Origin of the sequence: Pseudoalteromonas sp. MM17-2 (assembly GCF_022347945.1) — a bacterium.
Taxonomy (GTDB): Bacteria; Pseudomonadota; Gammaproteobacteria; order Enterobacterales; family Alteromonadaceae; genus Pseudoalteromonas; species Pseudoalteromonas ruthenica.
Genome location: NZ_JAKRFV010000022.1, coordinates 39,479 through 57,560 on the forward strand (window position 1 = coordinate 39,479; position 18,082 = coordinate 57,560).

General features: G+C 49.1%; 13 protein-coding genes. 4 read left to right on the plus strand and 9 right to left on the minus strand.

Annotated features, from left to right (window positions below):
• Window positions 1-90 precede the first annotated feature (90 nt).
• Complete coding sequence (locus MHM93_RS15895) at window positions 91-486, minus strand: hypothetical protein (protein ID WP_239449768.1); 396 nt, start codon at window positions 484-486, stop codon at window positions 91-93.
• A gap of 198 nt (window positions 487-684) precedes the next feature.
• On the opposite strand from MHM93_RS15895, the gene MHM93_RS15900 reads away from it, so the two are divergent.
• A complete protein-coding gene (locus MHM93_RS15900) occupies window positions 685-2,229 on the plus strand; it encodes a diguanylate cyclase (RefSeq protein WP_239449769.1) in 1,545 nt (514 codons plus the stop codon).
• Between the two features lie 2 nt (window positions 2,230-2,231).
• Here MHM93_RS15900 and MHM93_RS15905 read toward each other — a convergent pair whose 3' ends face one another.
• Entirely contained in the window at window positions 2,232-2,432 is a 201-nt protein-coding gene (locus tag MHM93_RS15905; protein ID WP_045980600.1) for a hypothetical protein, read from the minus strand.
• A gap of 296 nt (window positions 2,433-2,728) precedes the next feature.
• Here MHM93_RS15905 and MHM93_RS15910 point away from each other — a divergent pair, with 296 nt between their 5' ends.
• Both MHM93_RS15910 and MHM93_RS15915 read left to right on the plus strand, forming a co-directional pair.
• The gene (locus MHM93_RS15910; protein ID WP_239449770.1) at window positions 2,729-4,891 is read left to right on the plus strand and encodes an EAL domain-containing protein; all 2,163 of its coding nucleotides are present in this window, start codon (window positions 2,729-2,731) and stop codon (window positions 4,889-4,891) included.
• A gap of 126 nt (window positions 4,892-5,017) precedes the next feature.
• Window positions 5,018-6,952, plus strand: coding sequence for a methyl-accepting chemotaxis protein (locus tag MHM93_RS15915; RefSeq protein ID WP_239449771.1), 1,935 nt, complete (start codon window positions 5,018-5,020; stop codon window positions 6,950-6,952).
• Here MHM93_RS15915 and glsB read toward each other — a convergent pair.
• Window positions 6,949-7,869 carry a glutaminase B gene (glsB, locus tag MHM93_RS15920; RefSeq protein ID WP_239449772.1) on the minus strand — a complete coding sequence of 307 codons (921 nt, stop codon included), beginning with the start codon at window positions 7,867-7,869 and terminating at the stop codon, window positions 6,949-6,951. The genes MHM93_RS15915 and glsB overlap by 4 nt on opposite strands.
• A 191-nt stretch (window positions 7,870-8,060) precedes the next feature.
• On the opposite strand from glsB, the gene MHM93_RS15925 reads away from it, so the two are divergent.
• Window positions 8,061-8,885, plus strand: coding sequence for an endo alpha-1,4 polygalactosaminidase (locus MHM93_RS15925; RefSeq protein ID WP_239449773.1), 825 nt, complete (start codon window positions 8,061-8,063; stop codon window positions 8,883-8,885).
• A 12-nt stretch (window positions 8,886-8,897) separates the two neighbouring features.
• Here the strand turns inward: MHM93_RS15925 and pelG are convergent, their stop codons facing one another.
• The 6 genes from pelG to MHM93_RS15955 are packed head-to-tail and all read right to left on the minus strand — an operon-like array spanning window position 8,898 to window position 18,082.
• Complete coding sequence (gene pelG, locus MHM93_RS15930) at window positions 8,898-10,265, minus strand: exopolysaccharide Pel transporter PelG (protein ID WP_239449774.1); 1,368 nt, start codon at window positions 10,263-10,265, stop codon at window positions 8,898-8,900.
• The gene (gene pelF, locus MHM93_RS15935; RefSeq protein WP_053909599.1) at window positions 10,253-11,758 is read right to left on the minus strand and encodes a GT4 family glycosyltransferase PelF; all 1,506 of its coding nucleotides are present in this window, start codon (window positions 11,756-11,758) and stop codon (window positions 10,253-10,255) included. Before pelF ends, pelG begins: the two co-directional genes overlap by 13 nt.
• Window positions 11,745-12,725 carry a hypothetical protein gene (locus MHM93_RS15940; protein ID WP_138548389.1) on the minus strand — a complete coding sequence of 327 codons (981 nt, stop codon included), beginning with the start codon at window positions 12,723-12,725 and terminating at the stop codon, window positions 11,745-11,747. The genes pelF and MHM93_RS15940 overlap by 14 nt, the downstream gene beginning before the upstream one ends.
• Window positions 12,688-14,055 carry a PelD GGDEF domain-containing protein gene (locus MHM93_RS15945; RefSeq protein WP_239449775.1) on the minus strand — a complete coding sequence of 456 codons (1,368 nt, stop codon included), beginning with the start codon at window positions 14,053-14,055 and terminating at the stop codon, window positions 12,688-12,690. Before MHM93_RS15945 ends, MHM93_RS15940 begins: the two co-directional genes overlap by 38 nt.
• Window positions 14,056-14,062: 7 nt before the next feature.
• Entirely contained in the window at window positions 14,063-14,575 is a 513-nt protein-coding gene (locus MHM93_RS15950) for a hypothetical protein (RefSeq protein ID WP_239449776.1), read from the minus strand.
• 12 nt (window positions 14,576-14,587) lie between these two features.
• Window positions 14,588-18,082, minus strand: coding sequence for a tetratricopeptide repeat protein (locus MHM93_RS15955; RefSeq protein ID WP_239449777.1), 3,495 nt, complete (start codon window positions 18,080-18,082; stop codon window positions 14,588-14,590).

Consider the following 18,082-nt stretch of genomic DNA (forward strand, 5'->3'; position numbering starts at 1 on the left):
AGTCTAAAGCTTGTGGCCACATTTAGCTATAGCCAAAAAGCGCGATTCGCAATCATACTGAATAGTTGATGAATTTTTCGCCTTTTCAGGTCAGTGAATAGGGGATTCCAACCAATGCTGAATGATGGTTGGATTGTTTTGATACTTCTCTGGGTGCTGAATGATGGACTCCAATAGCGCTAGCTCTTTGGCATAATGGGTTTCTACATCGGGCACTTTTGATAACAGGCAAAATAGATAATCCGCAAACCCAGGTTTTGCCGGGCGCTGCTCTGTGGCCATACCTTTGTGCATAAGTTGCCTGTAAACATCCTCACGCCAACGCTGCGCCATGGTTTGCGGCGATAAAAAAGCGCTGCCAAGCATGGGTTGAAGTTGTGCCAAAACCTGTTCCTTGCTTTTGTCTGCATGCAGGCAAAGCCATAAGGTAAACAGCTCCAGCTCAGTGAGTTCGGCTAAATCTAAATATGCGCTTGGTTGATTCATAGTTACAGCCGTGTCAGCAATAGCATTGTTGTTCGACAACCGTAGTTAAACGATTGCACCTAAGGTGATACATCATTCTCTACCGAGCAGTACGGGGCATCGCAGTAGGAAGATCATTTGATGTAGCACAAGCTTGATGATTAGTGCTATTGTTATACTCATAAAGTAGTAGGTAGTGCTTGTAGTTGGGCTGTGTATATGAAGTTTTCCCGTTTTGGTGTGATTGACTTACGCCAAGTTATTCTCGGGTTTGCGGTGCTGTGTGTGATGGTCACCCTCGGTAATCAGTTCATTATTAACTACCGAGTACACGGCCAGCAAATGGTGGCCCATACCCTGACATCCAATCAGGCTTATGCCAGTAAGCTCTCTGATATTACCGAACAGTTCCTCAACTCTTTACAAATGCAGTTGCGCTATAGCGCTGCGCGATTAGCCGATAACAATACCCCAAAAACACAGCAGCAAGAAACGCTGCGCTTATTAGAGCAAACCGCGTCTTTTAACTCTGTGGTGGTGGTGAACGAGCAAGGCGTGATTACCAGCACTGCGCCGTTAACCTTAGGTGTCAAAGGTGTGAGATTACAAAGCGACAGTGCCAAACAATCTTTGCGCGCACAAGCACCCACCATTCCTCAACCGTTTGTATCGCCGGCCAGTAATTTAATTGTGAGCCCCTCACACCCCATTTTTAGCGCCGATGAGCAATATCAAGGCTATATTGCTGGCACCATTTATTTACATGGCGACAATATTCTCTCGCGGCTACTCGGGCAGCACTTTCACAACGATAAAGCCAATATTATAGTGCTCAGCGCAAATGGCAGCGTTATTTATCATTCTCAACGCCAGCGTGTGGGCTCTAAAATAACGCCCGCTTCGCCATTGTGGCCTGCGTTCGCTAATGCGCAAATGCAAAGTGGCAGCGAAGGTGTTGGTGGTATGTTGGTGGGCTATGCACCTGTGCGCGCAGCGAATTGGGTGGTGCTAGTAGGGACTGAGCGCGACCAAGTCGTTGAGAGTGTCGGCAATACCATAATGAATGTGCTTGCCAAAGCTGCTCCAGTGACCGTGATTACCTTGTTGGTGATTTGGTATTTAGCGAATTTAATTAGTGCTCCGCTGCGACAGCTTGCGCAACGCGTGGCCGATTCAAGTAAAGAATATGATGATGTGCCAACGTGGTTTTTTGAAGCGAAAACACTACGCAACGCACTGAGAACTTACAGTAATGAACAGCGTCAGCGTATTAATGACTTGAATAAAGCAAGCTTAACCGATCCGCTCACCGGCATTGGCAACCGTCGTTATATGGAAGTGTTTATTCAATCTATGGTCGCCGATGAACAAGCCTTTGCGGTGATCACCTTGGATATTGACCACTTTAAGCGTGTCAATGATAACTATGGCCACGATGTGGGTGATGACGTTATACAAGGGCTAGGGCAGCTATTGCAGAGCAGTTGTCGAGAGTACGATGGCGTGTGTCGCAGTGGCGGCGAAGAGTTCCTACTTATTCTCCCGGGCATAGGTAAAGACATTGCGTTAGAGCTGGCAGAGCGCTTGCGAGTGGCTATCCAAGCTCATGATTTTACACCAGTACCGCAAGTAACGGTGTCTCTAGGCGTGAGTTTGTGGCAGCCAGGTTGCTCGGTGGATGCGGTACTTAAAGCTGCTGATAATGCGCTGTATCGGGCGAAACAACGAGGCCGCAATCGCTGCGAGGTGGAGTTGCTGGGTTAGGGTTATTTGCGTGGTTGCTGTTTATCCCAAAGCGACAATAGGCGCTGCGCAATGCCCCATACTAACAGCAAAATCATCAGCAGTGTGATCACCAATAGCAGCGCCGAGTCATTAATAAATAACCAGCTTAGGCTCAGCACAATGCAGCAAAACACACAAATGCTCAGTAAAGTATTTTTGCGCTTATTCGCCTGCTTAGTCATGCACACCTACCGTTTTAGAAACTGCCGATAGTATATCAACTTCTGAGCGCTGATCATCCTTCACTTTGTAACTTAACGACGTAATTCAAGATGCGATGAGCAAAGTTTCGCCACCGGCTAGCATGCGCGCCGATCACAGCTGTTAAACTGTTGGAAAGTAACAATTAAACTCTTGTAATTTATTGATTTGAATCATACATTCGCCAGCTAACCAATAACCAGAATTTCCCTTAAAGCCTGTTCCTGATACTGTGCTAAGCTTCTTATGAAATGGTATACAAAATTACAAGAATCATATGACATCGTCTTTTAACGCGCTTTACCAATGTAGCTGCAGCGAGCAAGCCTATGAGCTGGCACTGAGTATGATTGATGAAGCTTTTGGCGCAGCCCATTGCTTTGTTGGTAAGTTATGCGCCAACGCGACAGAAGTACAGACTGTGGCCTACCATCAAGACGGTGCCGTACGCACAAATTTCCAATATCCTCTGGCTGGCTCTCCGTGCGCCGATGCATTACAGAGCGTCGATGTGTGCGCTTTTGGCGATAATGTGGCTGATTTATTTCCCGATGATACCATGCTTGCGGAGCTGGGGATTGAAGCCTACATCGGTGTGACGCTACGCGATGTATCACGCCAACCCATTGGTATTTTGGTGGCGCTATTTGAACAACAGCGAACGTTTGACCAAGTTGATGAGCAGTGGTTTAAGGACTTGGCATTTATCGTTGCTGCTCAAGCCCGCCATGATGCCGATTTGGCGCGAAAGGATAAGCTGTTAGCTGAGCTATCACTGCGTAATATCGTGTTTGAGCAAAGCAAAGAAGCCATCATGATCACCGATAACAATAACCGCATCCTACGGGTTAACCCCGCCTTTGAGTTGTATACCGGTTATCGTGAGAGTGAACTAAAAGGGCGTTCACCCGCAGTGCTTTCCTCAGGTCAGCATCCTCCAGAGTTCTATCATGAAATGTGGCGGCAGCTCGAGCAAATGGGCCATTGGCGAGGCGAGATTTATAATCGTCGTAAAAATGGTGAAATTTACCCAGAAGAGCTGTCGATCACTGTTAACCGTGGTGCTAATGGGCAAATTACCCATTATATTGGTTTGTTTCGTGACATTAGTGAATGGAAAGAAAGTGAGCGCCAACTACGGTTTTACGCCAGTCAAGAACCCTTAACTGGGCTTTTAAATCGTCGCAGTTTCTTAGAGAAAGTGGAGCAACATATTTCGTTGTTTCGCGCTCAAGAGCAGCACGCGTCAGTGCTGTTTTTAAACCTCGATCGTTTTAAAGATATCAACGATTTATATGGTCCAGAAATTGGCGATAAGGTACTGATTGCGGTGGCGTTGCGGCTGCAAAATTGTGTGCGTAATCATGATGTGATCAGCCGCTATGGCGGTGACGAATTCACTATTTTAATTGCCGATGCCAAACCTGGGCACGCGCACCGCTGCGCCGAGAAAGTGTTGGAGCGAATCCACCAGCCCATACGCTTGGGGGATTTAAGCATTGAATTAAGTTGCAGTATTGGCATTGCTCACATGCATAGCGATACCGATAGCGCCACGGTGCTCGTTCGCAACGCCAATCATGCCATGTTGAGTGTTAAGCGCGCTCAGTCTCACAGCATTGCGGTACACAGCCAAGAGATTGAAGCCATTTACCTGCGTAAACTTAAACTGCGCGACAAACTCCATAAGCTACTGCGCTTTGATGGCCTAGATGTGGCCTACCAACCGGTTATCGATAACCAAAGCGGGCGTATTGTTAAGTTTGAAGCCCTAGCACGCTGGCGCGATGAAGAGCTTGGGGTGATCCGTCCCGATGAGTTTATTGCCATCGCTGAGGAGTTCGGACTTGTGGCCATTTTGGGCCAGTTTGTGCTGCGCAAAGCGCTGGCCGATTTGGCATGGATCCATAGTCAAGGCTACAACGACATCAGCATGGCAGTGAATCGTTCAGCCTCAGAATTTAACCATGTATTGCATCCCGTTGATACGGTGCTCGATACCTTGGCTGACTATAACTTAAAGCCCAGCTGTTTGACCATTGAGGTGACCGAATCGGTGGCCATTCATGCCCGGAAGCAAGCCGAAGGGATGCTTAATGAGTTACGCAGCAAAGGAGTCATGGTGGCCTTAGATGACTTTTGTACAGGGTATTCATCATTGAGTCACCTTATCGACCTACATGCTGATTATATTAAAATCGATAAGAGCTTTACCCAGCAAATGCTCAGCGAACACAAGCACCAGGTGGTGATTGCCAGCGTTATTCGTATTGCCTCAGAGCTCGATATGGAAGTGATTGCCGAAGGCGTGGAAACACAGCAGCAACAGCAACAATTGCGTGAGTATGGTTGTCACTTTAGTCAAGGGTATTATTACTCCCCTGCAGTTCCTTTAAAAGAGGCGATGGTGCTGTTAGCCAAGCATAATGGCGATGTATAACGGCCCCAATGAATTTTCCAATATAGGTTCAAAAAGTGTTAAAAATGAAGCGATTAGCAGCGTTTTAATCGCAATTTAACAATCTTGTGCCATAGTGAATAAGACCGATGTTTTAGGAGCTACACCATGCAAAACCTCACCCTCAAAACCATTTTCATTGGTTTTGTGTTTGTCGCCCTGTTTGTGGTTACGTTAGTGACTGCACTCATTAATACTGGGCAGTTTTCCAGCCTTTATTATCGGCAAACTGAAACGCAGTTATTACCAGATACTGTTGGGCGAGTAGCGAATGAAATTAGAGCCGAACTGATGTATCCCACTACGGTTTCAAAAACGCTGTCGCAAAACGCGATGTTGCATCAATGGGTGCGCGATGGCGAGCAAGGGAGTGCTCAGCATGGACTAGTGCTTGATTACTTTCGCGACTTACAGCAGAAATCCGGTGCGACATCGGTATTTTGGGTAAGCCGAGAAAGCCTGAATTATTACACCGAGGGTGGACTGTTTAAGCAGGTATCGCGCAGTGAATCACGGGACAGCTGGTTCTTTGATTTCATTTCTAGCAGTGCACAGCAGCAGTTGGCACTGGATGCCAGTGAACAAGGTGGACAACTGACTTTATACGTTAATACCTTAGTGAGTATTGATGGCCAGCGCGCAGGAGTCGCGGGACTGGGTTATGATGTGTCGAAAATTGCCAATATGGTTACCTCACGTAAAGTCGGCGAGCAAGGGTATTTGTTCCTGGTTGATGACACACAGCGCATCATTGCTCATGAAAACAGCCGCTTTATTGGTAAAACGGTGGCCGATGTTAACCGGTTAGCACCAATGAGCTCGGCTCTTACTAGCAATGGCAGTGGCTTTGTACTCAATGAAACTGAGCTTGATGGCGAGGCGGTTTATGGTGCGGTGATGCCCATTGAAGGCACCGAGTTAAAATTGGTCGCGGTGCTGCCAGAGCATGAGATCTCCGGCGCAATTAATTCGGTTATTTGGACGTCGGTGCTTGCCAGTGTGGTACTTGCAGTGGTGTTCTTGGTGTTAACCATGTATTTTGCCAATTGGCTAAGCAGCCGCATTCGTACCGTGGGTGATGACCTCCTTGCTATGTCTGGGCAAGGAGGCGATTTAAGTACGCGCCTTGATGATAGCGTTGATAATGAGTTGGGGCATCTGGCCAAGGGCTTTAACGCCATTATTACCAAAGTCGCTGAGCTGGTGGATGAAATCAGTGTCACCGAACAAGCGATGCGCGAGGGCATTGCTGAGCTGGCTGATTTTTCCGATAAAACCTTCAGCGCCACAGAAAGCCAGCGCTCACAGACGGATCAGGTCGCGACAGCGATCACTGAAATGGGGCAAACGATTACCGAGGTATCCGATATTGCCCACCGTACCGCCAGTGATACCGAAGAAGCGGTGCGTGAAACGACCACCACCAACGACAATATGACGCTCACCGCGCAAACCATGCAAGAACTCAACGATATTCTCAATAATGTGGATAGCAGCGTGGGTGAGTTTGCTAATCAGGCGGCAGAAATTAACTCGGTGGTGGAAGTGATCAATGCCATTTCCGAACAAACGAATTTATTAGCCCTGAACGCCGCTATCGAAGCTGCTCGCGCCGGTGAGCAAGGGCGTGGTTTTGCTGTGGTTGCAGATGAGGTGCGTTCACTGGCGCAGCGTACGCAAAAGTCTACCTCAGAGATCCGCGATCAAGTGGCGCGCTTGCAAAGCACTTCGACGCAATCACAAGAGGCCATCGCACGAGGCACAGAAAGTAGCCGCCAAGTCACTGAGCACACGCAAACGGCGGTGGCGTCGCTGCGCGCGATTCAGCAAAAGTTTGAGGAGATCAGTCAGGGCAATCATCAGGTTGCCGCCGCCACCGAAGAGCAGGGCACAGTGGTTGAGCACATTAACCAGTCGGCCCATGAAATATCAGACAGTGCCGGCAGCATTCACTCTTATGCCGAGCAGCAGCAAAGCGCAACGCAAAGCTTATTAGCGCGGGCGCAGCATCTGCGCGATTTAGTGAGTCAATTTAAGGTTTAGAACAGATGCAGCGAAAGTCTGTCGGCGAACAGCTCCAGCGCATAAAGACCTGCGCTGGAGTTGCCAAAGGCATTGAGCTTGGGTGACCACACCGAGACCGCAAATTGCCCGGGAACAACAGCAACAATGGCACCGCCTACTCCGGATTTACCGGGCATGCCGACGCGATATGCAAAATCGCCAGCGGCGTCATAAAGGCCACTGGTAAAGAGCAGTGAGTTCAATTGCGAGTTTTGTTTGCTGGTCAGAATGCGCTCGCCTGAGGCGATGTCGACACCCCGATTAGCGAGATAGCCAAAGGTGCGCGCCAGTTCTTGGCAGTTCATTTCGATAGCGCAAAAGCCAAAATAAACCTTGAGCACTTCTTCCACATCATTCTCAAAATTGCCAAACGAGGTCATTAAGTGCGCCATGGCAGCGTTACGATGGCGGTGTTGAAACTCTGAACGGGATACTGTTTGGTTGATACACACTCGAGGATTACCGCTGAGCCAACGCACGGTTTCTAACATATGGTGAGTGGGCGCGCTTAAGCGAGAGTAAAGTGCATCGCAGGTAACAATCGCGCCGGCGTTAATAAACGGGTTGCGCGGAATGCCTTGTTCAAATTCAAGCTGGGTAAGCGAGTTAAACGCAGTGCCTGAAGGCTCTTTGCCAACGCGGTGCCACAACGAGTTGCCATAGCGTTGCAATGCTAAAGTTAGAGTGAGTACTTTGGAGACCGATTGAATGGTAAAAGGCACTTCCACATCGCCGGTACTGAAGGTTTGCCCATCCACGGTATGCACCGCCATCGCAAACTGCTCACTATCGACCTCAGCCAAAGCTGGAATATAACTGGCCACCGCGCCCTCGAACTGCGACAATCGTGAACGTACATCGGTGTTAATGTCGTCAATAACCTGTTGAATATTCATCCGCTTCTTTCACTTGACTAAAACCCAATGATACGGAATATAACACCTATACGAAAGCGCAGCATTGCCCCAAATGATGGCCGCTTTTAGATAACTAAGTGCTTTGGCCTCAGGGTAAGGACTCATGAGGCAAACAATTAATAAATAATACCAGCGCAATGGACTGCTAAGCAGAGAAAAGAGAGTCATCAATGATAAGACGGTTAAGTAGTGCATTGCTGTTAAGTATGAGTATGTTGGTGGGCTGCGGTGGGTCAAGCTCCGACTCACAAGCGCCTGCAGGGCCGCCGCCGTATCCACCGCAAGGTAGTACATGGCAATGGCAATTATTGGGGGCGCTCAATAGCGAGTACGATGTATTCGCTTATGACATTGATTTGTTTAATACCGCTGCCGAGACCATTGCCAGCCTCCAACAGCAAGGGCGTTTCGTCATCTGTTATTTTTCAGCCGGAAGTTATGAATCTTACCGTGAAGATGCTGGCGAGTTTTTAGACTCCGAGCTTGGCAATACCTTGGCCAATTTTGCTAATGAGCGTTGGTTGGACACACGCAGTAGCAATGTCCGCGCTATCATGCGCGCGCGCATGGATTTGGCCGCTGCCAAAGGGTGTGATGCGGTGGAGCCGGATAATGTTGATGGTCACATTAATAACACCGGCTTTGCACTCACTCGTGAGAACAGCATTAATTACAGCCAGTTTATTGCTGAATATGCGCGCTCGGTCGGCTTGTATGTGGGTCTTAAAAACAACGTTGGCCTGGCGCAAACCTTGGAGCCTTATTTTGATTTTGCGGTCAATGAATCGTGCTTTCGCTTTAATGAGTGTGCACGCCTAGCCCCTTTTGTTGATGCTAAAAAGGCGGTTTTTCATGTGGAATATTTGTCAGTGGCCGAGGTCGGCAGCGGTGAGCTGCAACGAGTCTGTGCACAAACCGAGCCGCTGGGCTTTTCCACCTTGGTGCTGCCCACGGCATTGAATGACGCGTATCGCTTTAGCTGTCGCGAGCAATGAGCGCTTTACTTGTTAGCGTTGCAGCATAAAAGTCTCATATTCGAGGCGGTTAAACTGACGATTTAGCATCACTAACCCCAAGACGGTGCTGATCAGCATGGCTAAAGCAAAACCGTAGCCATAGACCTCAGGCCCAAGCTGAATGGAGAGCTCAGTGAGCATCAAGTTGGCGAGGGTCATCACCGTCACCAAGGCCGTGGCCTGATAACGTTTATCTAAATAAAACATGACGTTGAGTATGGCCATCAAAATAACTTGCAAGGACACGCCGACTAAATCGACATACAGCAAGTGTAGATACGCGAGGTCTATTTTCAGCAGTGTGAGAATTTCTTCACTCCACAACAGCAGCAATGCGAGGGTGATCCCTTGCACTTTAAAAATTTGATACAAGCTGTCTTTGCAGTGCAATACCATTTGGTCTTTAAGTAAGTACACCGACTCCAAGGTGCCGCCTTCGCGCACCGTTTGGTAAAACCGCTCGTTTGAGGCGGCAAAGTCGGTTTCCATGTGCAGCATAAACACCGCCATGCCAGGAATAATGGCGAGGTACGCGATAAAAATTGGCAAATCATAGATATATGAGGCGCGGAACATATCGATAACGGCAAAAGACACCTCGGGGTGTAGCCAAAATACGAATTTATCCACCCACACTCCCAAGTTATAAAGCAACCCACATAATGCTAATGAGTAAAAAGCTTGCTTGCGGTTTAAAAACTGAAAGGCGATAAGCGAACCGGCGCTGTAATTGCGTAAAATAAAAAAGAGTAAAACAAAGGTGATAAGCCCCTGACACGCGGCAAAGATCATCAATAGCCCCAAAATACCGTAAGGTGGCAGTAACCATGAAGCCAGCACCATCAGGGTGTAGCCAATCGCTAAGGTGGCAACAATCCGATAATACTGCTTCATACCGCTTAGGAATACGATGATTAACCACAGGTTGCACAGCACCACAAAGCCGCATAACAACGCCATTTTTACTGCTGCATCTAACGATGTATTGGCGAGCACGGCAATACCAATGGCTGTGCCAAGCGCCGAAACAAGTAACATGCAGCCCAATAAATTTGGCGTTACCTTGTGATCTTGGCCTTCAAATAGCCGGTCGGAGATAAACCGTGTTAGTAGCAGTTGGAACATACCACTGAGGATCAGTGAGCCAGCCATCATGTAAGTGACTAGCACTAGGTACTGTATGATCAGAGTGTTAGGGAACACTCGACCGATGCTTATCATACCGATGATCATCAGCGCTAAAATGGATAGCACCCAGGGCCCTGAGCCCACAACTGCCGCCAAGCCGTATGCTTCGAGGTAAGAGAGCAGGGTGTTTTTCTTTAATATTCGGCGTAGCTCAAAGCCTATTCCTGCCATGTTAAATGCTCCTCATACAGCGTTTGGTAGCGCTCATACATCGTATGTTCTTGATAATATGCTTGCACTCGGCGATAGCCGTTATCACCCATTTGTCGCCAGCGCTGGTCATCTTCCAATAGCGCCAGCAAGGCTTCACTGGCTTGGTTGGGGTCGGCTATATTTGTTACATAGCCACAGCGCCCAAGTTGTTGGTCGTGTTCGTTCATACCTTCAAGAATTTCGCGGCATGAGCCAACTTCTGAGGCCACACAGGGGATACCTGCGGCCATGGCCTCAAGTAGTACCAGAGGTTGCGCCTCACTGATGGAGGTGAGCATACACACGCCAAGTTTGGGAAGAATTTCGGCAACATTTTGCATGCCTAAGAACAGCACATTGTCTTGCAGCCCCAAGCTATTAACCAGCAGTTCGCACTCGCGAACATAGCTTGGATCTTCCTCGGTGGGGCCAATGATCCACCCTTGCAGTTCTGGTTCGCTATTAAGGGCCACACGAATAGCACGAATAAACGTTTTTATATCTTTAATGGGCACCACGCGACCAATTAACCCCGCGACTTTAGGCGCCTGTTGCGGTCGCTTGGCGTAGGCCTCACTGAAGCGCTCCATACTGATACCGTTGACAATCACCCCGGTTTTATCTGCCGGTGCGCCGTCTTTTATTTGCCGCTGTCTATTGCCTTCATACAAAGCGATGATGCTATCTGCTTGGTCGTAGGCGGTACGCCCTAATTGCTCAAAAAAATCTATCCAGGTTTGCCGTGTTTGCTCCATTTTTTTATGGATACTGGTGTCCAGCGCACTGTGTCGGTCTTTGATCCAGCTTGCTTGGGTGAGATCAATTTTGCGCTCTTTGGTATAAATACCGTGCTCGGTTAATAAATAAGGCATCTGCTGTTTTTGTTTCGCCAAGGCGCCGAGAAAGCCGGCATAACCGGTCGAAATACTGTGAAATAGCCGCGCAGGGGGCAGGTTTTCAGCCACTTTGACTAAGGTGAATAAGGGGCTGTAGATGTTGCGAAAAGTCCAAAAGTAATCCACAAACGATTGGTTTTGCGCGTGTTGGAAATACAAATCAACAATCACATCCCAAGAGCGCTCGCTGTATAAAAAGTCATCATAACTTAGGCCATGTTTTTTACCCAAGTTAGCCAACAAGCCTTGTAAATGCTCACCATCTAAGGTTTGCTCTGGGTTTTTGAAACGTGAGATGACATTTTGCCAAAGGCTGAAAGCGGATTTTTTCCCGCGTCGAGCGCGCGGTGCCAGCAAGCCGTCCTTGTCCATCAAGTAATGGGTCTCCATGCCGACCACATTGTCAGGCAAGGTGTAATGTTGCTGTTGATAAAAAGAGCGGCTTCCGCCTATAAATACAAGGTAAAAGTTAAGGTGGCTAAGGCCACTGATCAGCTGATGCACCCAGCTTGATACACCGCCGCGCACATAAGGGTACGTGCCCTCTAACAATAAACACACATCAATACGCTTCACGACGCCAAAACTCCCTTAATTCATTTAGCGCATCACCGGGTTCGGTGGGCAGGTGACTGACTAATAAAGCGGCATGGTCGTAATCGCCCTGAGCAAAAGCAGCCTCGGCTAAATAGGGTGCCACTTGTTTTAATAATAGGCCGCGATGACGCGCTTTTTCTAGATACTGCGTGGCTAAATCATATTCTTGTAATTCCAGCAGCACCCGGCCGAGTTGTAACTCACTGCGCGGTGAAGGGGTGAGGGCTTCGGCTTGCAGTAAGTAACTTTTCGCTTGCTCTAAGTAGTGATTGCGCAGTGGCCCTTCAGCGATGCCAAGGTAGCATAGCTCCCAATACAGCTCAGCAATTTGAAAGTGCAACGAGGCTTGTGCGCCTTCGCTTAGTTTGTTTTTTAATGCGTCAATGTTGCGGTTGATACCAAATTCTATTTTTTCGATGGCGGCGTAGGCAAGTAAACGCACGTCATCGACCTTGTCGGTCAGCGCTAACTTAAGCAGCGGCACCGCCACGCGCTCTGGTAAAAAGCGACAGGCATTGACCGCAATCAGGCGACGCTCATCGGAGGGATTAAACAACAAAATATCTTTCAGTGCGGCGGCACCAAATTGGCTTTGTTCAAGTTGCTCTGGGTGCAGGGGTAATTCCAAGCTTTCGGAGCGCTCCCATAGTGCCGGCTGCTTTTTCTTCGGGAAATACAAGGCGACGATAAAAATCGTCGCCAACCCCAGCATGCCGACCATGGGCATACTGAACGCAATGACAAAAATAAAGGTAATGGCACCGATAACGGGTTGTTTATAGCGTCGCGGCAGCGCCAGCCAGCACACTAAGGTGAAGGTTCCCGCAGCAGCGCCATGGCTAGCAGCATAACTTAACCAGCCGAGCAGACTAAGGTCTTGCTCGCCGAGTAGGTAAAGGCTTGCCGACTCAAAGAGAATCGTTTGAAGAATCAGCCAAATCTTCATCGAACGCTCCTAAGTCTTCGAGCAAGGTATTTACTTGCTGGTATTGCTCAAATACCAACAGCGGACCGAATACGTCTAAATCGCCTTCGGCAATGGGGGCATTATTGGCGAGGATACTGCGGATCCGCTGCACAAATTGCTCGGCTTCCATCACTGTGGTCATCGGCAACAGCACGCACAATGCTTGGCGGCCATCTTCACGCTCGCAAGACCAGTAAATATCGGCACCACGGCGAAAATCGGTAACATGTTCTAAATCGAGGTGTTGCGCTTCACTGTTGTCGTAAAACACCACCATGGCGCTATCTGCACCGTAATGGCGCTTATACCACAGTTGGTTTTCCAAATACTGGCGGAACAGCTGGCGTTGTTCGGGTTTGAGAATGGGTGCGAACAACTGGTGTGACATAAAGTTGGCAATATAACCGGCCAGTAATGCAATCAGGGCAATATTACTTTGCGTGAGGGACACAAACTTGACCTTCTCAGCAAGCACCACCCCTTGTAGCTCGCCGCTGACATCAACTAGGGGGATCACCAACTGATAATTGAGATTATACTCATCGCTGTCGATAAAGTTCGCCGGAGAGAGTACAGCCTTAGAGGTGTACACATCTTGTAGCATTAAATCATCAGCGATAAGGGCATGTTCACTGCCAATGGTGGCCAGTGCGCCGGGCACCAGCTTGCCATCGCGTATTTCGTACAAACCTGCTTGGTACATGGTAATCACATCAGCAAATACTTGAAGGCTCTTTTGGGCCAAGTTGGCAAGGCGGTTTTCTGCATGGCCGGAGGCCGCTTGTTGGAGTAGTTGAATGCCTGTACGTAAGCTCATTTGTTTGCCAGCCGCGCGCTGCTCAAGCTGGTCGTGGGATATCTTCAATAAATGATAATTTTGCGTAAAGCTTTTTAGCTTTTGTTCCATATAGCGATGGTTTAGCTCAAAGCGCTGATTGATATCATGCCAGTGATCGCGAAATTCGCCCACCAACATGGTCACTACTGCTGTGCCCACAGACACAGATAGGCTAATCGGTACTTCGGTGGCGATAAAATTATCGACCACACCGACACTCACAAGTAACAGCACGAAGCTCATCATTCCGCGACCAAACCCGTAGCGCAGGGCGATGACAAGGGGCCCCAACATCGGCCAATAAAAGTAATCAGTGGCGTGTTCATGAGCGAGGCTGGCTTGATACACCCAGATGCTCAGGGCAATAAAGGTGATAAAAACCAGTTCAAACCAGGCGATAGGCTGGTGGTCACTGCCAAAAAGCAGGCGCCTGATAACGGCATTAAGGCCACGACGTTTACTGTGAGGCATAGCGCGACTAATCCCAGTCTAATTCATCAATCAGGGTATCGATGGCCTCAAGTGCGACCTGCGAGAGCGACTCACGGCCCCATCCTGTTTTTGATGTGGAACCACGCCAAAGCTCATTGCCACTGCTATCTGCAAGGGTCAGTGTCAGCCCAACAGCCGGCTCACCATCTAAGCCATACTTATATTGCCACTCTTGTACTGAACCAGATACCACATAGCCCGGCTGTTGTTCACTCAGCCACCGCTGCGCCTCTTGATTACGCTGGGCAGGCTCAAGGCTCGCCTGTAAATCACCCACTTGTTGCTTGGGGTAGAGTGTTACCTTCAACCCTTGCCCAGCAAGTGCAGATGCCAGCAGTTGCTCAGCCTGAGCTTGCGCCATAGGCATATTTGACTGATTTGCCAAGGGCATAATATAAACCTGTTGATTGGCGCTGAGCGTCGGGCTTTCACCGGCATAGTGCGTTGCGCAGCCACTGATTATGAAGGCCAAAGCCAATGCCATTATTGTTTTCATCATTTTATCCTCACATCAAAAGTCGATAAAGTATCCCACGTTGAGTGTTAAGCTCTCACGGCCATTTTGGTCGGCACTTTGCCACACACCCTTTATGAAAAATTCATCATTGCCAAATGCTTGCACACCCAGCCCTACGTTAGCCGAATAATCGACGCGTTGCTCAATAAAGTTATAACCCACGGCAGTATCAAGCCAATAGCGCATACCTGGGGTGTTTCGCCCAGGTTGTGAGACTTCACCACGCAGCAACGATTGGCCCAACGCTAAACGTCGGTATTTAGGGGTTAGAAAATCCACAGCTCTAACTGGCTCTGGGCGCTGGAGGTGTGCTGTTAATCGCGGTAATGGCCGCTCGTCCAAGGTGTTTTCTTGGTGGTCATACTGCGCATACACCTGCCAACTCGGAGTAAAGTTGAATTGCTCACTCAGACGCACGCTGCTTTGCCATTGTTGACCGATAGGCTCACCAAAATCGGAATGAAACAGCGCCCGCGAAATATTTATATTTACTTGCTCGTAGCGCGTTGGCTGCCAGCTCAGTTGATAGGCGAGCCTATCCTCATTGCCGAACATGTAGAGATTTTCACTTTGCTGCGAGGGCATGCTGTGACGCACACTCAGGGTGTGGCTTAGGCGTCTATCTGATTGCCACGTTGCGCTTGCGTGCTGACCAAATACCGTGTTGGTATCGCGCTCGCTGATGGCTATACCAAAGTGCAGGTCTTGCCAACGCGGTCGAGCGCGTATCCGCCAATCTAGATTCACACTCTGGTCTTGGTAATGATCGATTAGGGTTGAGGCGGGGTCGCCGCTATCATATTGATAAGAAAGCGCCATATGACCATCGCCTAAAGGACGATAATAGCTAAGCTGCTCTGTGCTTAGCTGCCACGTATCAAGCAGGCTGTGTTCAAAACGCACGCCATGGGCATGGCGGTCGTGTTGGGCTGCTAAAAAGCGTTGCAATGGTGCTAAATCTTGTTTGGCGACACCACCATTGAGGGCTTGTTGGCCCAGTTGCCATGCGGCAAAATTATCACCTAATTGCGAGAGTGCTGTGGCCCGCTCAGTGGCGGTCAGTGTTGTTGATTGGTAAGCCAAAGCACGTGCTTGCGAGTGGTTGTGCTGTGCCAGCGCTAAAGACAATAAAATGCTGTCATTGAACTGCTCGGATGCGATGACTTGATGGGCTTGTAACAAGGCTATCTTTTGCAAGGCTCCAAGCGTTGGGTCGCTAAACAAGGCTTTGATATCAGCGCCACCGTTGCCTTGGTGCAGATGCCAATTGAGCTGTGCGCTGGCATAGGCGGGCGATACTAAGGTGCGTAGCAATGATACGTAGCTGATTTCACCGTCTTGGAGGGCGCGAAGCTCAGCACTTAATTGTGTGAGCACTTGCACACGCAAGCGTTGAGCTTGCTCTAAAGCACCTTGGTTTTGCAACAGCGAAGCCCAGGCTAATTTATCAGCGGCGGTGCTTAACTCGGCGTTATCTAACTTGCGATACCAGCTATCAGCATGAGTATATTCGCCCAGTTGCTGCGCCGCATAAGCTAAAGCCTGATACATAGAGGCAGTTTGCTGGTTGTGTGGTGCTAAATACCAGTACAGCTCACGCAGCCATGGGGTGTCTTGACTGTCTATTGCCAGCCACAATGCACTTTGTTGCACGTTCGGGTTACGCGGGTACTGGGTGAGTAATGTACTTAGCAGCTCTTTGGCGCGAGTATGGTGTTTTTTATACATGGCTAAACGCACGCGCAATAGCTGCACGGATAAGCGTTTGTCGCCACTGTGATCGGCTGTTAAGGCGTCGCTGGCACGTTTTATCAGTGCTGCATTTTGCTCGCTGAGGCCGTATTCTAGGAGATGATTGAGCACCACAATGCTTTTTGTTTGCGCATAATAAAGCCACAAGGTATCTAAGCTTCGTTGGTCGAGCTTATTGTGGGTGGCAATCAGTAAGTAGGGGTCCAAATTGGTATCGCCTCGATGCACACGAGCACGCTGAAAGCGCTGTTGCAATGGCCTGTTTGCGATATAGGTCGCCAGCTCTTGTAAGTTGGTAAGCTGCTCTACATCTAAGGCTTCTTCATCGCTGTATCGATAAAGTAGCATCAGCGCCTTATCTACGTCGCCAATCGCGACAAAGCTTTGCGCAAAGTAATTCAAGTTGATGTAATCGTATGTCGGCTCAAGCGGCAAGGTTGCCCACAAGGCCGTGGCTTGCTTTGGTGCGCCGACAAAATTATAAAAACGCGCGAGTTGGAACCAATAAAATTCTCGAGCTGGAAAGCGCTGATGCAGCGTTTGCAAATGCGTGAGGGTCGTTTGTGCGCCTAGGGCTTTGTCACTGAAGTCGACCCATTGTTTAAGGGTGCTATCATCGAGCTCGTCTTTGAGTGCTAGCTGATAGTAAAAGTCGCTCAAAGCAAATAGGTCACTCTCCGCTAAAGCTTCACTGACGCCTTGCCACAGAAGGGCTTTGTCAGGTTGCGTGGCAATAATTTGCTTTGCAAGTACCAGCGCACTGGCGGTATCGCCCAGCCAAAGATAGTAATCATGAAGTTGGCGCTTATCGGCTAAAGTAGGTGCAACGCTCAACACTTTAGCAAGCCACACTGCGGCTTGTTCAATATCACCCACCTCAGCAAAGCGTTCACTGGCTTGGCGCCAATCAGCGGGATCAGTACTTTGTTTGGCCTTACTCGCACTTAATTGGGCTGCTAACGTTGGCTTGTTGGCGGCCCGTAAAAAATTAATACTCAACTGCAAACAGGTGTTGTCACACTGATGTTGATGGCGGCGAATAAGCGCCTCACCTTGTTGCCAGTGTTGTTGCGCGCTATATAACCCAAGTAGCTGCTCAAAGTGTGCATCTGAGGGTTGTTGCTCGTACAAGGCTTGGCTGTGAAAAATAGCCCGCTCTTTGAGCCCCGCTTGCAACGCTAAAGACAATAAAGCCTGATGTTCACCTTGTTGTTGACTTAGCAGCTGATAAGCAAGGCGAGGCTCGCCTATTTGCAAGGCATAGCTGGCAAAGTGTTGGCGTTGTGATGAGTTAAGCTCTGGCACTAGGGCGTTTAAATAATCGATTAATTGTCTGCGCGCCGTTGGGTCTTGGCGCTGTATCAGTCGCAGTAGGCTGTCGGCGTAGAGCGTTTGCGCTTGCGTAAGTAAAGCGGAGTCGGCAAATTTAGTCAGCGGTGTTAGCTGGGCCAAGCTTTGATGATATTGATCGAGCTTGAAGTGCTGCTTTGCGAGGGTTAAATCCAGTTTTAAGCTCGGTACTTGGTTGCTTTTAAGTACGTTCAAGAAGGCGATGGCCACAGTGGGGTCTTGCGCGTCTTCAAGCATATCAATTAGCAGTGCGCGATTGGGTTGCAGTATCCACAACAGCGCCAACGTTACCGTTGCAAGGGTGATCAGCGCACGACGACTCATCAACACGATACGCTTGTCGCCGCGAGGGTCGCCTTTGGTGTGAATACGCGCTGGCGGGTTCAT